The following is a 15,269-nucleotide window of genomic DNA, read 5'->3' on the forward strand; positions in this document are numbered from 1 at the left end:
CGCCTGTCTCGATGATTGTCCGAGGAAAAGCTAAACCTAGTCTAAACTCCCTTCAAGTTAATGGAAACGTTTCAAGAATGAAAAAGAGGGCCTGTTCGTGACCGCGCTTGTCGCACTGTTGCTTGCGCCGTTCGCGGTCCTGACTCTCTTCTTCACGATCGAGGTTCTGGCCGGCCTGCCGCGCATGCGTGGTGGGCGGCGGAATCGCGCGACGACTACGTCGGCGGTCATTGTCATTCCGGCGCACGATGAGGCGGCAGTCATCGCCGCGACCCTACGCAACCTCAAGGAAGCTCTGAGCGCGGGAATCCGCGTGCTGGTCGTTGCGGACAATTGCGACGATGCGACCGTCGAGCTTGCACGTGAGCACGGCGTCGAAGTCCTCGAACGGAATGACTCAGAACGGCGCGGGAAGGGCTACGCGCTTGATTACGCCGCGGCACATCTCGCTGCCAATCCGCCCGACGTGTTCATGGTCCTCGACGCCGATTGCTCGATCGATGGCCCGAGCCTTCAGGCGCTCGTCGATGAAGTGGCGAAATCGGGACGGCCCTGTCAAACCGTGAACCTGCTTCGAGCAAATCGGGACGGCTCTCCGCTCGTCCAGGTTTCGACCTTTGCATTCATGCTGAAGAACCTGGTTCGGCAGCGAGGACTGCAGCGTCTCGCTGGACGCGTGCACCTGACCGGCACCGGAATGGCCATGCCGTTCGCCCTGTTCAGCGCATCGGGGCAGGTGCGATCGAGCATTGTCGAGGACCTAGCGCTCGGGCTCGAGCTCGCGGACGCGGGGCACGCCCCGAAGCTCGTCACGGACGCGTTCGTGTGGAGCGGCGGGGCCGGCGAGGCGGGCACGATGATCCAGCGGCGTCGCTGGGAGGGTGGGTTCATCGCCACGGCGCTTCGCCACGCTCCGCGGCTCGCACTGCGCTCCTTGGCGAGAGGTGACATACGCGGGTTGCTGGCTGGGCTGGACCTGCTCGTGCCGCCGCTCGCCTTGTTCGCGCTCCTGAACGCGGGAGTGCTCATCTTTGCGACGCTTCTAACCCTCGTATCGGGCGCGGGCGCTTGGCCCGTTGTCGTCCAGCTATCGCTTCTCACCGCAGCCGGGTTCGCGGTGCTTCTCGCATGGCTGCGCGAAGGACGTGAGTTCATGTCGTTGGGTGCGTTGGTCCGGATGCCGCTGTATGTGCTGTGGAAGATCCCGCTCTACCTCGGCCTCGCGCGGCGCGGCGCTCCCGACGAGTGGCTTCGAACCGGACGCTAATCAGCTGTGCAGCATCGCTACCGCGCCAGCGATCGCGATGGCGAGCAATGCGAGGACGATCGCTTCGCGCAGCCCGAATGTGAAGCGGCCGTTCATCATGAAGCGATCCTTTTGGCCGGCTGCTTGAACAACTCGGAGAGCCGAGCCGCCGACTTGAGCGTATCGAATTCGGCTTTGACCTTCGCGGGCGCGTTGGCCGTGATGGACGCATAGAGCTGCTCGTCGCTCAGCAGGCGTTCGATTTTCCCTGCAAGGTCGGCCCAGTTCGACGGTTCGAACAGGAGCCCCGTCGATCCATGCTCGACGAGCTCGGGAATGCCGGCAACCTGGCTCGCGACGACGGGTACGCCGAGCGCCATGGCTTCCATCAGGACGATGGGCAGACCTTCCATGAAGCTTGGGAGCACGAGCAGGTCGCTCCGCGCAATTTCCGCGAGCGTTTCCTCTTCCGGTAGCCGACCGGCAAATGTGACTGCGTCAGCGATGCCGAGGCGGTTTGCGTGCGCTTCGAGTGACGCGTGATCGGGGCCGTCACCGACGAGGCGCAGCTGCAGGTTGGGGCGCGCCTCACGAAGCCTTGCGAAGGCCTCGAGAAGGCCATGCTGTCCCTTTTCCGGCGACAGTCGCCCCACGCACACGATGGTTTTCGAAGGGCCGTCTGAAGGTACGCGTGCCGGCAACCGATCGAATGGAAGGCCGCAGCGCACGACGTGCACCTTGTCCCAATGCTCCGGCCCAACAAGCCGCAGGCCTTGGGCGCGCCCGAACCAGGACACACAGGCGACCAGTGTTGCCGCTTCGATCTTCCGCCCGAGCATGAGGCCGGCGGGAAAATCGGTCTCCGAGATGCCGTGCATCGTGAAGCTCCAGCTGATCCCGCTGAGCCTGCTGGCAAGCAGCCCGACCGTGGCGGCGGAGTTCGCGAAATGGTTGTGGAGATGCGGGACCTGCCGGCGCTTCAGCTCGCGGGCGAGCAGGGCGCTCTCAGCGAAGTGCGCGAGGCCGAGGAGCAGGCCGCGTAGGCCCGGCGCGCGGTGCGTCAGCGAAAGGCCGAGCGTTCTGAAATACCGTCCCGGACTGCCGAGCAAGGACGCGACATGAGCTCCGAGAAACGACAGCGCAGATTGGCGCAGCACGTAGAAGGTCCCGGCTTCTTCGGCGCGATCGCGCGCGCTGGCCGCTTCCCCACGTCCGGGCGGACGGATGCTGAACGTCTCGACGGTCCAGCCCTCTTGGCGCAGAGCCTCGACTTCGCGCCGAATGAAGGTGTGCGACGCCGCGGGATACTGGCTCGTCAGATAGGCGACGCGGCGGCTCATCGGACCCACCATGACGGATCGAGGAACGGGAAGAGCGAGAAGGCGTCGCCGCTAAGTCCGATTGCAGAGAGCGCTTCTCGCGCGACGAGTACGCTGACGAGAAAGAGAGCGGTCAGCCCGAGATCTTCGCGCCCGAATCCCAGGTGTTGCTTCCGGCTGAAAGCCCAGAGCACGATGTACCGCATGACCTCGCCGGCATTCAGGACGACGACTGCGCCAAGTACTCCGCCGAAGTGGAAGCCGAGCGGAACGCCAATGACGAACGTCGCGAGCTTCGCGGCATTGGCCATGGTCGTGTAGGCGGGCTTGCCGGTCCCAAGCAGGACGGAATCGTTCACGACGCTGAGGATCGACACCCATACACCCAGCAACATGATGGGCAGGATGGCGCCGGCGGTTTCGTAACGGACGTCGTAGAGCAGCTGCACGACGATGTCGGAGACGGCGACGAAGCAGGCGAGGCCGACCGCGACGAAGCAGAGCATGATCCGCCGCGCGTGGATGAGCTTCGCGCGAAGCTCCTGCGCTGTGACATCCATCGCCGCGACTGTCGGGAACAGGACCATGTAACTGACGCGGACCACCAGCATGTTCATCATGTCCGCCATCGATCGCGCGATGGAGTAGATGCCGAGCATCGTCAGGCTGATTTGCTTGGCGAGGTAGAGCCGGTCGAAGTTGACTGCGGCGAAGTAGATTATCGACGAGATGAAGATCCATTTGCCAAAGGTCATGATCTCCTTCGCGGCGACGCGGTCGATGATGAAGCGATGGCGGCGCCCAGGAATAACGAGATAGCTGGCGATGAGTGCAGCTGCGCTGGTCATCACGGACCCGAGGACGAGCGCCCAGATCGTCGGCGTGATCAGCGCGAGTGCCACGTGCAGCGCGAGCGAAATGGCGGCGACCGAAAGGTCGAGGATGCTGTTGCGCGCGACCGATCTCTGTTTCTGGAGCAGCGAAGCACTCGCCGACTGGAAGCCCAGGAACACGAACGTCAGCGCGATGACGGGAAGAATGATCGCCAGCTCGGGCTTCTCGAAGAAGCGCGCGAATGCGTTGGCGCAGAGGAAGCAAATTGCGCCGAGCGCGATCCCGCGAATGACCTTGATGGTCCACGCGGTGTCGTAGAACTCCGGCTTGTCGCCCTGGCGGTTGCTGACGATGTTCTGATTGATCCCGACATCGGACAGAAGCTCGACGCCGGTGCGGATCGAATTGACGATCAGCATCAGGCCGAAGAGCGGTGGCGAGAGGAGCCGCGCCAGCACGACATTGTTGAGCAGCCGGAAGACCTGGATCAGGCCGAACGATCCCGTCGCCCAGCCAAGGCGGATAACGGTCTGCCGCGGGATCTTCGCCAGAGCGGCGTTAACTCGCGACATCATCAAGATGGATAGACCCCCGGCAAACGAACTGACTAAGACTGGTCACGTGAAAATCCTGTTTGCCCTTGCCGGTTTGCATCGTGTCGATCGCGGAGCCGAGGTCGTCTTCATTTCACTGGCTTCGCAGCTTGCACGGGCTGGCGACAAAGTCACGCTCATCGGTTCGGGCCCGCAAAGGCCCGGCGCTGAGTATCGGTACATCAGAGCTCCCGCTATGCGCCGCGAGTGGTTCGAGCGATGGCCCACTCTGCCCATGTTCCGAAACGAAACGGCATGGGAGGAGGCCTCGTTCGGCCCCGGTTTGCTGAGCGTCTTTCGCCCCGGCGACTACGATGTGACCGTTACGTGCGCCTACCCATGGACAAGCTGGGCGCTGCGGCGGCCGACCGGAGGGTATCGGCCGAAGCATGTGTTCGTGACGCAGAACGGCGACTGGCCGGCATATGCGAACAATGCCGAGTTCCGCTTCTTCGATTGTGACGGGCTCGTCTGCACCAATCCGGACTTTCTCGAGCGCAACTCGGAGCGGTACCGGTCGACGCTGATTCCGAACGGCATCGACACGGGCCGATTTACGCCGGGTCCCGCCGAGCGCGAGCGCCTGGGCTTTCCAACGAACGGGCGCGTCGTCCTGATGGTCAGCGCGCTGATCGCCAGCAAGAATGTCGAGGAAGCCATACGCGCCGTTGCGCAGGTTCCGGATGCGAACTTGGTCGTTGCGGGCGACGGTCCCTTGCGTGAGCAGCTCAAGCAGGTCGCGGATGAAGTGATGCCGGGGCGGTACAAGCAGCTGACCGTGCCGCCCGCAGAGATGCCGGCGCTCTATCGAAGCGCGGATGCTTTCCTTCATCTCTCTAGGGATGAGCCGTTCGGGAACGTCTATCTGGAGGCCATGGCGTGCGGGAAGCCGGTGATCGGCATCGACCTTCCCAGAACGCGCTGGATCGTGGGTGACGGCGCTTTCCTTGCGGATCCTGACGATCCCAGCGATCTGGTTAGGAAGATCGAGGCAGGTTTGGCCGCGAGCGCCTCATCGCCCGACGCGTTCGTGAAGCGCGCGCGTGAGTTCGACTGGTCTAATATCGCCCGGCGCTATCGGACCTTCCTGGAGGAAGTGGTCGCCGCCTAGGAATTCTTGTCGTCGCGCAGGACCATCTCGCCCTTGCGGATGACGATCTCGTCGACATTCTCGAGGAACGGCTGGCCGAGCAGTGAGATGTTTGCGCCCTGCACGATCACCGCCTTCGCGTCGGTCATCTTGATGCCGTTGAGCTCGACGTTCTTAAGCTGAACATACTGACCACGGACGATGCCGGAGGCGCCTTCGCCGACGAGCTGATACTTGTCCGGCTCGACGGTCAGGCCGACCTTCTTCGCGTCGTCCTCGGTCAGCGCAATCTCGCTCGCGCCGGTGTCGACGAGGAAGTGGATTTCCTGCCCGTTGACGCTCGCGTCTGCGTAAAAGTGACGGTCGGAATTGCGCTCCAATGTGACTTCGAGCACTGAGGATGCCGCGACGGGAGCCGCCTTGTGCGTCGGCCACAGGAAACCGATCGCGGTCCCACCGACGAGCGTGATGACGAGCGCGGCGCGTTCAAGCATCACAGGGGCTTTTCGCCCAACACGTTGCCGGTCTGGGTATAGCGGCAGACGAGAATGTCCTCGTCGCGACCCTTTTCCAGCGCGCAGCCGACCGAGCCGGTGCGTGCCCAGATCATCTGCGTGTAGTGGCTGACCCGCTCGACATGGCCGCTGCGACTGTTGTTCGGGAAGACGCCCGGCTTGTAGTCGCGCTTTTCCGCGGTCCACAGGCCGACCATCGCTTCCGGCTGATAGAAGCCGACCGTTCCGCCCCACAGGTTTTCGCCTTCCGGTTCGGCGTACCAGGGGTCGTCGGGCGAATGTTCGAACTTGCCGGTGCGGGCGAGATAGCGCGCCCAATCGCGTGCGGAGCGGGCGAGGACGGGGTCCCAAGTCAGCGGCGCGACGCCCATGGCGTCGCGCTCACGGTTCTGCGCAGCAAGCAGACGCTCCTCGAAATTCTGGCGCGGTCCGAGACCGCCGATGAGCGTCGGGCTCGCGCAAAGCAGCGCGATGGCAGACGCAATCCTCCCCAAACGCGAACGAGACATGGAGCATCCCCGAGACTGAGCTCCAGGCTTTTCGCCCGAGGATGGTCACCAAAGAGTTTACGAGTGGGTCGGCAATCGCGGTGATTCCGCATTTTTGCGGTGGAATTTCGCCTAGGAACGCCGCTGGGCTTGATCCGAGAGGATGACGACCTGGTCGCCCTTGGACACCTGATCGAACAGTTTCGCTGCGAACGCCGGCGGCACGCCGATGCAACCGTGCGTCGCCCGGCCCCAGCGAACGTCGCTGGCGTGAATGGAGACGCCGTCTCCGGTCAGCCGCAGCGTGTAGGGCATCTTCGCATCGTAGATGCTGGATTCGTGGTCCTTAATCCTCGCAAGGACGGGGAAGACGCCGGCCGGCGTTTCTTTCTCGTCGGCGCCATAGAGAATGACTGCGGTGCCGATTTCGTGGCCGTCACGGAAGACGGAGATCAATTGACGGTCGAGGTCGACGCGCACCCAAACGGGTCCCTTCGGAACTTTGCGATCGTTCCAGACGAAATCGCCATATTCCATGCGCTTGTTAACGTTGAGGATCGACTTGACGTCTCGGTCGAGGTCGCCCTGAGCGCGGGCCTGCAGCAGCTGGGCCTCGCCAATGAAGGTGCGCTCCTTGTCGCTCCACTGCGAATCCGGTTCGGACATTCGCGCGGGGCGCGGCGTATCGCGGTAAGTCAGTCCGGTCGTGAACGCGGCGGCCCCAGCCGTGGCGAGGCTGGCGATCGCCAGCAGCACTATTACCCCCCGCTTCACGGGATCAGGCCCAGCTATGCGTCCGGGTCGGACAGCGCCGACGCATGAGCAAGCCGACCATTCCGAAGCCCAGCAGCATCGTTGCCCACGTACCCGGCTCGGGGACTGCGGGAGGCGGGGGAGGGGGAGGTTTCGGAGTGTCGGTGCCGCCGCAACAGCCGCCGCCACCGCCGCCTGGCGGAGCAGCGGGCGGAACGATTACACCGCCGCCACCACCCGGTGGAGGCGGCGCCATGAACAGCGGCGGGCTGTTCGCAAGTGCCGTCTCGAACGGCGGAAGTTCGGCGATCGACGGCGGGACTGCCGCGATCGGCGACGCGAACGGCGGAGGAGCCGGACTGTGAATCTTGCCGAGCGCATGCTCGGTCGGTGCGGCCGCCGCACGCTTGTGCTTGGTAACCAGTTCGGCCGAGGTGCGGCCGCCCGGCGACCGCTCGCTCATCATTGCCAGAAAGCTCTTGGCGTTATCCAAGCCCGCGACGAGCGGATCGGTGCCAAGGTAAGCAGCGATGGTTAACGGCGCGGCGGCCAGGAACGCGAAAGCGCCGACGGCGCCAAGCGCGATCCGCTGCTGCCGCTTGATCGCTTTGCGGCGCGCGCGACGCGCACGGCCGCTCGATGAGCGACTATTGCTGCCCTTGTATTGAGGCCCCCACCCAGTCATGCAGATCCCTGAAAACACGAGCCTGCCCGCCTCACGCCGAACCACACGACTCCATAGAAACCATTAACTCAAAATTAAGGTTCCTGCGCAACCAAAGAATTGAATCTGTGCCAAAATGAGCGTGTTCTGAAAACAACACTTAGCTATGTGGCTTGGGCAATAATGGTCGGTCTATAAGCGGCGCCATGGGAAGGCGCGTCCGACCGGTCATTCTCGCAGGCGGCGCGGGCACCCGACTGTGGCCGGAATCCACACCCACGAGGCCGAAACACCTTCTTGAGCCCTTCGGCTCAGGGACGCTCCTTCGCCAGACGATCGAGCGGGTAGGGGATTCCACCCGGTTCCTGCAGCCGATCCTAGTCTGCTCGGAGACACAGGAAGAGCTCAATGGTTCGGAGGGGCCGGAGTGCCGCCTGATCCTGGAAACGCACCCGCGCGGATCGGCTGCTGCCATCGCTCTCGCGGCGCACCTTTCGGATCCGGAGGATGTCCTGCTGATCCTGCCGAGCGACCATCTGATCAGCGATCCGAAGCCTCTGTTTGACGCCGTCGCCAGCGCGCTTCCGGCTGCGGAGGCTGGGCGCCTCGTGACCTTCGGGATCAAACCGACGCATGCGGAGACCGGCTTCGGTTACATCACGGTTGGCCCCACGTTCGAGGCAAGCGTCCACGAGGTTCGGGAGTTCGTCGAGAAGCCGCAAAAAGCGCGAGCTGAGGAATTGCTTCGATCCGGAGAGGCCTTCTGGAACTCCGGAATGTTCCAGTTCAAGGCTGGGGCGTTCTTGGACGAACTTCGCCAATATGCTCCGGCGATCCATGAGGCGACGAGGGCCTCCATCGCGGGCGCAAGTTCGATTGAAAACCGCGTTCGTCCCGACCCCGAAGCGCTTAAGCGGTCACCGTCCAACTCCATCGACTATGCGGTCATGGAGCATTCGCATCGCATCGCGGTGGTCCCGTTAGACATGCAATGGTCGGACGTCGGAAGCTGGGCCGCGGTGCACGAGCTTTCGCCGAAGGACGTGGATGGAAACGTCGCGGAGAACGGGCACGCGATCGACTCCCGCAACTGCCTGATCCGCTCGAGCGGTCCGACGGTCGTGGCGATCGGTGTCGAGGACCTGGTCATCGTCGCGACGCCGGATCACGTGCTGGTAGTACCGCGATCCGACGCGCAGCGGGTTCGTGAGGCAGCCGCGCTTGCCGAGAAGCTCGCGAAGAAGGGCTAGTTGCCCTTGTATTCGATCGCGTGACGCGGGCGCGGCTTCAGGAAATACTGAAGCGCTCCGATCAGCTCCGGTACCTTGGCGATCATGGTCATCGCGCTCGCCCTTAGTCCGTAGGCCGTCAGGCTGGGACGGCGTCTGGCGATCCGGAACACCTGCAGCACATAGACCAGCGGCAGGGCGAGCAGGATCGTGGGACGGCCAAGCAGGACGGCGAAGGCAATGATCGCCAGCGGTATCGCGACCATCCAGACGAAGAGGCTCTTGAGGTTTGCTCCGTAAACCGGCTTCGAAAGCGCCTGCGTCCGCCGGTAGGACTGTGCGTACCCGAAGCCTGACCGCTGCGTCCGCCGCCACCATTGGCCGAACTGGAAGATGGCGGCGTCATGCTCGCTCATGTCGGCGTCGATGCGCCAGATCTGCCAGCCCCGCTCGCGCATGCGGGCGGTCATCTCGGCCTCCTCGCAAGCCATGAGGTCGCCGTCGTAGCCGCCGACTTCGCGAACGGCCTCGACCCGCATCATCGCATCGCCGCCGCATGCGTCGGCGCGGCCCACCGGCGTATTCCATTCCTCGTCGGCGAGGCGATTGTAGAAGGAGGCGTCAGGATAGGCTTCGAAGCGGCGGCCGCAAACGACCGCGACCTTCTCGTGTGCCTGCAGGAAGTCGATGGCGGCTGCCGGCCAGCTTTCGACCAAGCGGCAATCGCCGTCGAGAAACTGAACGAAGCGGCAATCGGGATGCGCGTCCAGGAGGGCTTCGAAGCCGGCGTTGCGGCCGCGCGCTGCGTTCAGCGGCTTCGAGGCGTCCAGCTCGACGACCGTGACCCCCATCGATCGCGCCAATTCGACGCTGCCGTCGCTGGACGCCGAGTCCGCGTAGGCGACGCGGTTCGTCAGCTTGAGAACGGATTCGAGGCATCGAAGAAGGCGCTCGCCCTCGTTCCGCCCGATCAGAACGACGCCGAAGTCGGTCATCGGACGAACTTCCGCGCAAGTGCCCGCTTCGTTTCCGCTGGGATCGCGGCGTAACGGGCGCCGTCGACGATGGTCCAGTCGCCCGCGCCGCAAATGGTGTGGAGGCCGGCGGGGTAGGGGCCACGGGGATCGGGTGCGAGAACGGCGACGCGCTCCTCCTCGAACTCCTCCGGCGAAAGCTTCACGATACGGTTGAACACGAGCGACCCCCCGTAGTGCTTTGAGCAGTCCTGCGCGGGTCGAATCAAATGACCGTCATGGACGAACGGCGGACCCGCCGGCCGAGCACTGGCGATGTCGCGTTTGATTGGGTTGGCCGCGTGCGGCGTCCAAGCGCCGAACAGGTCGTCCGCATACCAGGCGTGGAGGATCTCGTTCGGACCATTCTCCGCGTTCGTGCAGAAGAGCCACCAGCGGCCTTCGTGCTGGAAGACGGTCGAATCCAAGGCCGAGAAATCGTCGATCAGCACCTTGTGCTCGACCCACCGGCCGTCTTCTCGGCGGTAGAGGGTGACGCGCCCGCTCTCACCACATTCTGGGATGCAGTACAGGTGGCCGCCTTCGCGGACGAGGTACGGGTAAGATAGGTGATGCGGGCTGCGGATGGCCGCATCCGATCTCGCGCCGGGTAAGCCGAAGCCGTGGATTTCAGAAATATGACCAAGCCCCGTCGCCCAGTCGAACTCCTCCGCCAGCACCAGGATGCTGTCGCCGTTCACGATCGCCATAGGATCTGCGAGGAAGCGTCCCGAACGTTCCGGCATCCACTCGATCAGGGGCAGGGGCTGACCCGCTAGCGCCCATTCGAACACTTCCGCGACCGGCATGCGGATCAGGCCCAGCGTCCACTGCTGATGCCGGAAGAGCGATCCCCATTGCGCGGCCAGCCAAGCCGAGGCGCTTCGCCGCGCAGGTTTCGGGATAGCCGCATCCATTCTCGCCCTGCTTGCATGCGGCGCTCTGCGGCTCAAGCCGTGCACGCAAGGCGTCCCGCCGCTGAACACCCTTGCCTCTGTCGCGGGGCCGTTCCAACGACGCTCGCGTGACCAAACCATCTGACATTCCAGCGATCGTCGAAGCACTCTGCACGATCTACGACCGCTCCGTCGCGAACCTTCGCGAGGCGCTGACCGAATATGTCCATGGGCGGACGGTGCCGGACGTTGCCGAGCGGCAGGCGGGATGCTTCGCCTATCCGGAGCTTCGCGTCAGCTACAATGGCGAGCGGGCCGCCGCGCATCCCACGCGGGCCTTCGCGCGCCTTACCCAGCGCGGAAACTACGCCTGCAGCGTCGCCCGCCCTAAGATGTTCAGGGACTATCTCGCGTCGCAACTCGAGCATCTCGTCGCCGATTATTCGGTCGAGATCTCGGTCGGCCGAAGCCGCAGTGAGATACCGTACGCCTATGTACTTGACGGCAGTGGCATCAACCTCGCCGACATCACCGCCGCCGAGCTGTCGCGAGCGTTTCCATCCAACGAGCTGGCGCACATCGGCGACGAGATTGCTGACGGCGTCTGGGATTATTCGAGCCACGATGCTCGTCCGTTGGCATTGTTCGACGGGCCGCGCACCGATTTCAGCCTGGCGCGGCTACGGCACTACACCGGCACCGACGCCGAGCATTTCCAGCACTTCGTGCTCTTCACGAACTACGTCCGCTACGTCGACGAGTTCGTTCGTTTCGCGATCGATGCGATACGCGCGGAGGAAAGTCCCTACACAGCGCTTTCCGTTCCGGGCGGCTATTACGAGCGCAGCCAACTCGCCGACGCGGAGGCGCAAATCGCTGCGGGCACGTGGCGGCGGCACCAGATGCCCGCCTACCATCTGATCGCTGAAGGGCGCGCGGGAATCACTCTCGTGAACATCGGCGTCGGGCCGTCGAACGCGAAGACGATTTGCGATCATATTGCGGTGCTGCGGCCCGAGGTGTGGCTGATGATCGGCCACTGCGGCGGGCTCCGGCCGACCCAGCGCATCGGCGACTATGTCCTCGCCCACGCCTATCTGCGCGACGATCACGTTCTCGACGACGTGCTTCCGGTGGAGATCCCTCTTCCAGCGATTGCCGAGGTGCAGCGAGCGCTGTTCGAAGCGGCGGTCACTGTCACCGGCGGCGACGAGGACAGCGTGAAGACGCGCCTTCGCACGGGCACGGTTGTGACCACCGACGACCGCAACTGGGAGCTTCGCTTCACGCAATCGGCGAAGCGCTTCAACCAGAGCCGGGCGGTCGCGATCGATATGGAATCCGCTACTGTTGCCGCGCAGGGCTTCCGGTTCCGCGTGCCTTACGGGACTTTGCTATGCGTGTCGGACAAGCCGATCCACGGCGAGCTCAAGCTGCCCGGACAGGCCAACGACTTCTACGAAACGTCGATCGGCCAGCACCTCCGGATCGGTATCGAGACGCTCGGGCTCCTGCGCCAGGAAGGCGAAGGACTGCACTCGCGGAAGTTGCGTAGCTTCGACGAGCCGCCGCTCCGCTAGGGGACGAAGCGAATCCGGTCCGGCTTCGGCGGCGTCCGACCGGGCGCGATCCAGGCGACGAGTGCGTCGAGGTCGATGATACCCTTGTCGGTAACGCCCGTGCCTTGAGTGAAGGCGCTCAGACCATCGCCGCCCGAAGCGACGTAGTTGTTCACGACGACCCGGTAGTGGGCGTCCGGACGGATCGGTTTGCCGTTCAGCCTCATGTCGAAAACGCGAGAGCTCTCCGGCTTCGACATGTCCACCGCGTAATTGAACCCTTCCGACGGCGCGAGCGCTGCGGGCTTCGTCTTTCCGGTGCGGAGAGGCGCCGCATATTGCTGCTCGAGCGCCGCCTTCAGTTGCCCGCCGGTCAAGGTCATCACCAGCAGATTGTTCCCGAACGGCATCATCGAGAAAGCGTCCTTGTAGAGGACATCGCCGGCGGGGAGCGGCACGCGAACGCCGGTCGCGTTCACGAGCGCGATCTGCGCGGCGCCTTCGCCCGACGCACGGGTTGCGGCGAGCATGGAGTCGGCGATCAGGTCCGCAGCCGCGCTCTCCCCGTCGTCGGCGTCCGTGCTCGCCTTTTCGGCCAACCGTCCGATGACTCTCGACGCGATGGGTGCGACCGCAGCAGCATAGCGCAACACCAGCGTCTGCTCGGCCGCGTCGGTGCCATGCTCGCCGTTGCCGACCACGACGTTGGCGGCATCCTGCCTGATCAGTTTGTGGGTTGCGGGATCGAAGCGCAGCCGAAGGTCGGTGACGAAATATCCGTTCTTCCCGGCGCTCGTCATCAGGCGGCCCGCGCCCGTTTCCGCGGTGCCGTTGCAGACATAGGCCCAGTGCGTGTGGCCCGAGACTACCGTCGTGATCGCCGGATCGAGCCTCGGCAGGATCTTCAGGATGTCGCCGTAGAGTCCATTGCAGTCGTTGCCAGCTGTGAACTGCGACAGCCGGCCGCCCTGATGGATGAGCAGGACCACCGCGTCCGCGCCTTGGGCCTTCAGCCTCGGGACCAGCGCGTTGGCCGTTTCGGCTTCGTCGGCGAAGCTCATTCCCTTGACGCCCGACGGCGTCACCAGATGCCCGGTGTCCTTCAGGGTCATCCCGATGAAGCCGATGGTGATCGGTCCGAACTTCTTGATGCCCGTCGCCGGAAAGATGGTCGTGCCGTCCCCCTGCACCGCGTTGGCGGCGAGGTAGCGGAAGCGCGCGCCCGCGAACGGCTCGACTGCGCAGGGCGTGCGGCGGGTGAACTTCGTGCATCCGCCGGTTTGCATCCGCTTCAGCTCGCCGGTGCCGCGGTCGAATTCGTGATTGCCGACCGAATTGAACTGCAGCCCGAGCAGGTTCATCGCGGCGATCGTCGGCTCGTCGAGATAATTGGCCGAAATCAGCGGCGAAGCGCCGATCGTGTCGCCCGCGGAGACGGTGACCGTGTTGGGATGGCCCTGTCGAAGCTCGGTGAGTGCGGCCGCAAGATGCGCCACGCCGCCGGTCTGGATCTTCCGCTTCGTCCCGTCCGCGTCCGTGACTTCGACGGGCGCGGGCGACTCGAGGTTTCCGTGGAAGTCGTTGAAGGCGAGGATCTGCACTTCGATCGGCTGAGCCGGAGCCGGAGCCGGAGCCGGCGCCGGGATCTGCGTGGCGCAAGCGGACAGGAGCAGCGCCGCAAGCGCGGCGACGGACTGGCGGAACATCAGCGAGGAGGCTCGGTGGCCAGCGGCTTAGCGTAAATTTCGTTGAGGTAGGCGGCAAGGCGCACCCCGGCCTGCTGGAGGCGGCGCTCCATCACGGGCGTGAACTTGTACACGTAGCCGTAGGACAGCTCCGGGACGGCCGGCGCGCCCTTCGTGCCCTTGGCACCCTTCGGCGGCGCCGGCGGATAGAGGCCGTCGCGGATCTCGCCGCTCTCGCTGATCCAGTCGCGCGGGTTGACGTCCCACCAGGCGATCACGTCGGCGTCGCTCGTGTGCCGCCCAAGCTTGGCGGCAAGCTCGGTGAAGCTCAGTTGCTCCTCGTCGACGATCTGCGAATCCCAGACCGCGTGCAGGTTCGTGTCCTTGCCGAACCACTTCACCTTCACGTCGTTGCCGCCCTTGTCGCAGCACTTGCCGACGTGCAGCGGCTGATGAAGGTCGCCGACGAGGTGAACGATAAAGCGCAGCGCCGTCTGCTTGTCGCTCAGGCTCGCGTTCGGATCGCGCAGGGTCGCGGTGTAATGGTTGAGGGCCTCCAGAGCGTCGCCCTGGGGCGGCGCGTGATCGTAGATGATGCCGTTCAGCGTCACATAGTGCCACGGCGTCGATGTCTTCTGCCAGAATGGCTCCGGGTTCGAGCGCATCTCGTCCGGCCAGTTGGCAGCCTCGTCGAGGCTTTCGGCGCCGCCCAGGATCTCGCGGATGTATGCCCGAGCCAATCCGCTGAGCTGTGTGTCCGCGATGGCCGCGACGACGCGGTGGCCGGTCTTGCCCCAGGCGAGCGCGGGGCTTGGGAAGAACGCAACCGCACCCGCAGCGGCGGCAAGGAACAACCGGGCTTTCATCGTGCAGTATCTCGCAGAATCGGTGACTAGCGCATGCCCCGTGCCGCGCCTTAAGGACAAGAGCATGACAGAGGAAGAACTAGTCGCCCTGGCGCGGTCTGCGGCGCTGAAGGCCTATGCGCCTTACTCCCGGTTTCACGTCGGCTGCGCGATCGAATCCGTCGACGGCGAGGTCGTGACCGGCGCGAACATGGAGAACGCCTGTTACCGGCTCGGCATCTGCGCCGAGCAGAGCGCGTTGACCGCGGCGCAACACAAGTTCGGGCTCGCGAAGGTCGCGCGGATCGCGGTCGCCGGCGGCGGTGTCGATGGCGACGACCTCGCTGGCGATCTGACCTGTACCCCATGCGGCGGGTGCCGGCAGGCGATCCTCGAAGCGGCGCAACTCTCCGGTCGCGACGTGCAAATTCTCTGCTCGAACGGTGAGGGCTCCAGCGTCGAACGGCGCATGATCGGCGAACTGATCCCATTCGGATTCGGAGCGGCGAATCTTGAGGACGCAGGCTAAGGGTGCCGGCC

General features: G+C 64.5%; 15 protein-coding genes. 5 read left to right on the forward strand and 10 right to left on the reverse strand.

Annotated features, from left to right (window positions below):
* The first annotated feature begins 97 nt into the window (after positions 1–97).
* A complete protein-coding gene (locus LZ016_RS01030) occupies positions 98–1,267 on the forward strand; it encodes a glycosyltransferase family 2 protein (protein ID WP_241445190.1) in 1,170 nt (389 codons plus the stop codon).
* Between the two features lie 95 nt (positions 1,268–1,362).
* Here LZ016_RS01030 and LZ016_RS01035 read toward each other — a convergent pair whose 3' ends face one another.
* Positions 1,363–2,586, reverse strand: a complete 1,224-nt coding sequence (locus LZ016_RS01035; protein WP_241445194.1) for a glycosyltransferase — start codon at positions 2,584–2,586, stop codon at positions 1,363–1,365.
* A complete protein-coding gene (locus LZ016_RS01040; RefSeq protein WP_241445197.1) occupies positions 2,583–3,974 on the reverse strand; it encodes an oligosaccharide flippase family protein in 1,392 nt (463 codons plus the stop codon). Before LZ016_RS01040 ends, LZ016_RS01035 begins: the two co-directional genes overlap by 4 nt.
* 46 nt (positions 3,975–4,020) lie before the next feature.
* On the opposite strand from LZ016_RS01040, the gene LZ016_RS01045 reads away from it, so the two are divergent.
* The gene (locus LZ016_RS01045) at positions 4,021–5,103 is read left to right on the forward strand and encodes a glycosyltransferase family 4 protein (protein ID WP_241445198.1); all 1,083 of its coding nucleotides are present in this window, start codon (positions 4,021–4,023) and stop codon (positions 5,101–5,103) included.
* On the opposite strand, the gene LZ016_RS01050 is transcribed toward LZ016_RS01045, so the two are convergent.
* The 4 genes from LZ016_RS01050 to LZ016_RS01065 form a co-directional block, all read right to left on the reverse strand.
* Complete coding sequence (locus tag LZ016_RS01050) at positions 5,100–5,576, reverse strand: retropepsin-like aspartic protease family protein (RefSeq protein ID WP_241445200.1); 477 nt, start codon at positions 5,574–5,576, stop codon at positions 5,100–5,102. The two genes, LZ016_RS01045 and LZ016_RS01050, sit on opposite strands and share 4 nt — an antisense overlap.
* Positions 5,576–6,106 (reverse strand): CAP domain-containing protein, encoded by a 531-nt coding sequence (locus LZ016_RS01055; RefSeq protein ID WP_241445202.1) that lies wholly within the window; start codon positions 6,104–6,106, stop codon positions 5,576–5,578. The genes LZ016_RS01050 and LZ016_RS01055 overlap by 1 nt, the downstream gene beginning before the upstream one ends.
* A 111-nt stretch (positions 6,107–6,217) precedes the next feature.
* Positions 6,218–6,841, reverse strand: a complete 624-nt coding sequence (locus LZ016_RS01060) for a L,D-transpeptidase family protein (protein ID WP_366512874.1) — start codon at positions 6,839–6,841, stop codon at positions 6,218–6,220.
* A 22-nt stretch (positions 6,842–6,863) separates the two neighbouring features.
* Complete coding sequence (locus LZ016_RS01065) at positions 6,864–7,523, reverse strand: PEPxxWA-CTERM sorting domain-containing protein (protein WP_241445205.1); 660 nt, start codon at positions 7,521–7,523, stop codon at positions 6,864–6,866.
* Positions 7,524–7,708: 185 nt separating this feature from the next.
* Between LZ016_RS01065 and LZ016_RS01070 the strand changes: the two genes are divergently transcribed.
* Positions 7,709–8,752, forward strand: a complete 1,044-nt coding sequence (locus tag LZ016_RS01070) for a mannose-1-phosphate guanylyltransferase (RefSeq protein ID WP_241445207.1) — start codon at positions 7,709–7,711, stop codon at positions 8,750–8,752.
* Here LZ016_RS01070 and LZ016_RS01075 read toward each other — a convergent pair.
* Positions 8,749–9,726, reverse strand: a complete 978-nt coding sequence (locus LZ016_RS01075; protein WP_241445209.1) for a glycosyltransferase family 2 protein — start codon at positions 9,724–9,726, stop codon at positions 8,749–8,751. The two genes, LZ016_RS01070 and LZ016_RS01075, sit on opposite strands and share 4 nt — an antisense overlap.
* On the reverse strand, positions 9,723–10,661 hold the full coding sequence (locus tag LZ016_RS01080; RefSeq protein WP_241445210.1) for a glucosamine inositolphosphorylceramide transferase family protein: 939 nt from the start codon (positions 10,659–10,661) through the stop codon (positions 9,723–9,725). Before LZ016_RS01080 ends, LZ016_RS01075 begins: the two co-directional genes overlap by 4 nt.
* 107 nt (positions 10,662–10,768) lie before the next feature.
* On the opposite strand from LZ016_RS01080, the gene LZ016_RS01085 reads away from it, so the two are divergent.
* Positions 10,769–12,220, forward strand: a complete 1,452-nt coding sequence (locus LZ016_RS01085) for an AMP nucleosidase (RefSeq protein ID WP_241445211.1) — start codon at positions 10,769–10,771, stop codon at positions 12,218–12,220.
* Here the strand turns inward: LZ016_RS01085 and LZ016_RS01090 are convergent.
* Entirely contained in the window at positions 12,217–13,905 is a 1,689-nt protein-coding gene (locus LZ016_RS01090; RefSeq protein WP_241445212.1) for a bifunctional metallophosphatase/5'-nucleotidase, read from the reverse strand. The two genes, LZ016_RS01085 and LZ016_RS01090, sit on opposite strands and share 4 nt — an antisense overlap.
* Positions 13,905–14,750 (reverse strand): S1/P1 nuclease, encoded by an 846-nt coding sequence (locus LZ016_RS01095; RefSeq protein WP_241445214.1) that lies wholly within the window; start codon positions 14,748–14,750, stop codon positions 13,905–13,907. The genes LZ016_RS01090 and LZ016_RS01095 overlap by 1 nt, the downstream gene beginning before the upstream one ends.
* 64 nt (positions 14,751–14,814) lie before the next feature.
* Between LZ016_RS01095 and LZ016_RS01100 the strand changes: the two genes are divergently transcribed.
* A complete protein-coding gene (locus tag LZ016_RS01100) occupies positions 14,815–15,258 on the forward strand; it encodes a cytidine deaminase (protein WP_241445216.1) in 444 nt (147 codons plus the stop codon).
* The last annotated feature ends 11 nt before the right edge of the window (positions 15,259–15,269 follow it).

This window comes from Sphingomonas telluris (assembly GCF_022568775.1).
Classification (GTDB): Bacteria; Pseudomonadota; Alphaproteobacteria; order Sphingomonadales; family Sphingomonadaceae; genus Sphingomicrobium; species Sphingomicrobium telluris.

Coding starts and splice junctions, on each gene's coding strand:
- LZ016_RS01080 (WP_241445210.1), bottom strand. CDS start 10,661: ATGGATGCGGCTATCCCGAAACCTGCGCGGCGAAGCGCCTCGGCTTGG.
- LZ016_RS01070 (WP_241445207.1), top strand. CDS start 7,709: ATGGGAAGGCGCGTCCGACCGGTCATTCTCGCAGGCGGCGCGGGCACC.
- LZ016_RS01090 (WP_241445212.1), bottom strand. CDS start 13,905: ATGTTCCGCCAGTCCGTCGCCGCGCTTGCGGCGCTGCTCCTGTCCGCT.
- LZ016_RS01100 (WP_241445216.1), top strand. CDS start 14,815: ATGACAGAGGAAGAACTAGTCGCCCTGGCGCGGTCTGCGGCGCTGAAG.
- LZ016_RS01095 (WP_241445214.1), bottom strand. CDS start 14,750: ATGAAAGCCCGGTTGTTCCTTGCCGCCGCTGCGGGTGCGGTTGCGTTC.
- LZ016_RS01065 (WP_241445205.1), bottom strand. CDS start 7,523: ATGACTGGGTGGGGGCCTCAATACAAGGGCAGCAATAGTCGCTCATCG.
- LZ016_RS01040 (WP_241445197.1), bottom strand. CDS start 3,974: ATGATGTCGCGAGTTAACGCCGCTCTGGCGAAGATCCCGCGGCAGACC.
- LZ016_RS01055 (WP_241445202.1), bottom strand. CDS start 6,106: ATGTCTCGTTCGCGTTTGGGGAGGATTGCGTCTGCCATCGCGCTGCTT.
- LZ016_RS01050 (WP_241445200.1), bottom strand. CDS start 5,576: ATGCTTGAACGCGCCGCGCTCGTCATCACGCTCGTCGGTGGGACCGCG.
- LZ016_RS01035 (WP_241445194.1), bottom strand. CDS start 2,586: ATGAGCCGCCGCGTCGCCTATCTGACGAGCCAGTATCCCGCGGCGTCG.
- LZ016_RS01075 (WP_241445209.1), bottom strand. CDS start 9,726: ATGACCGACTTCGGCGTCGTTCTGATCGGGCGGAACGAGGGCGAGCGC.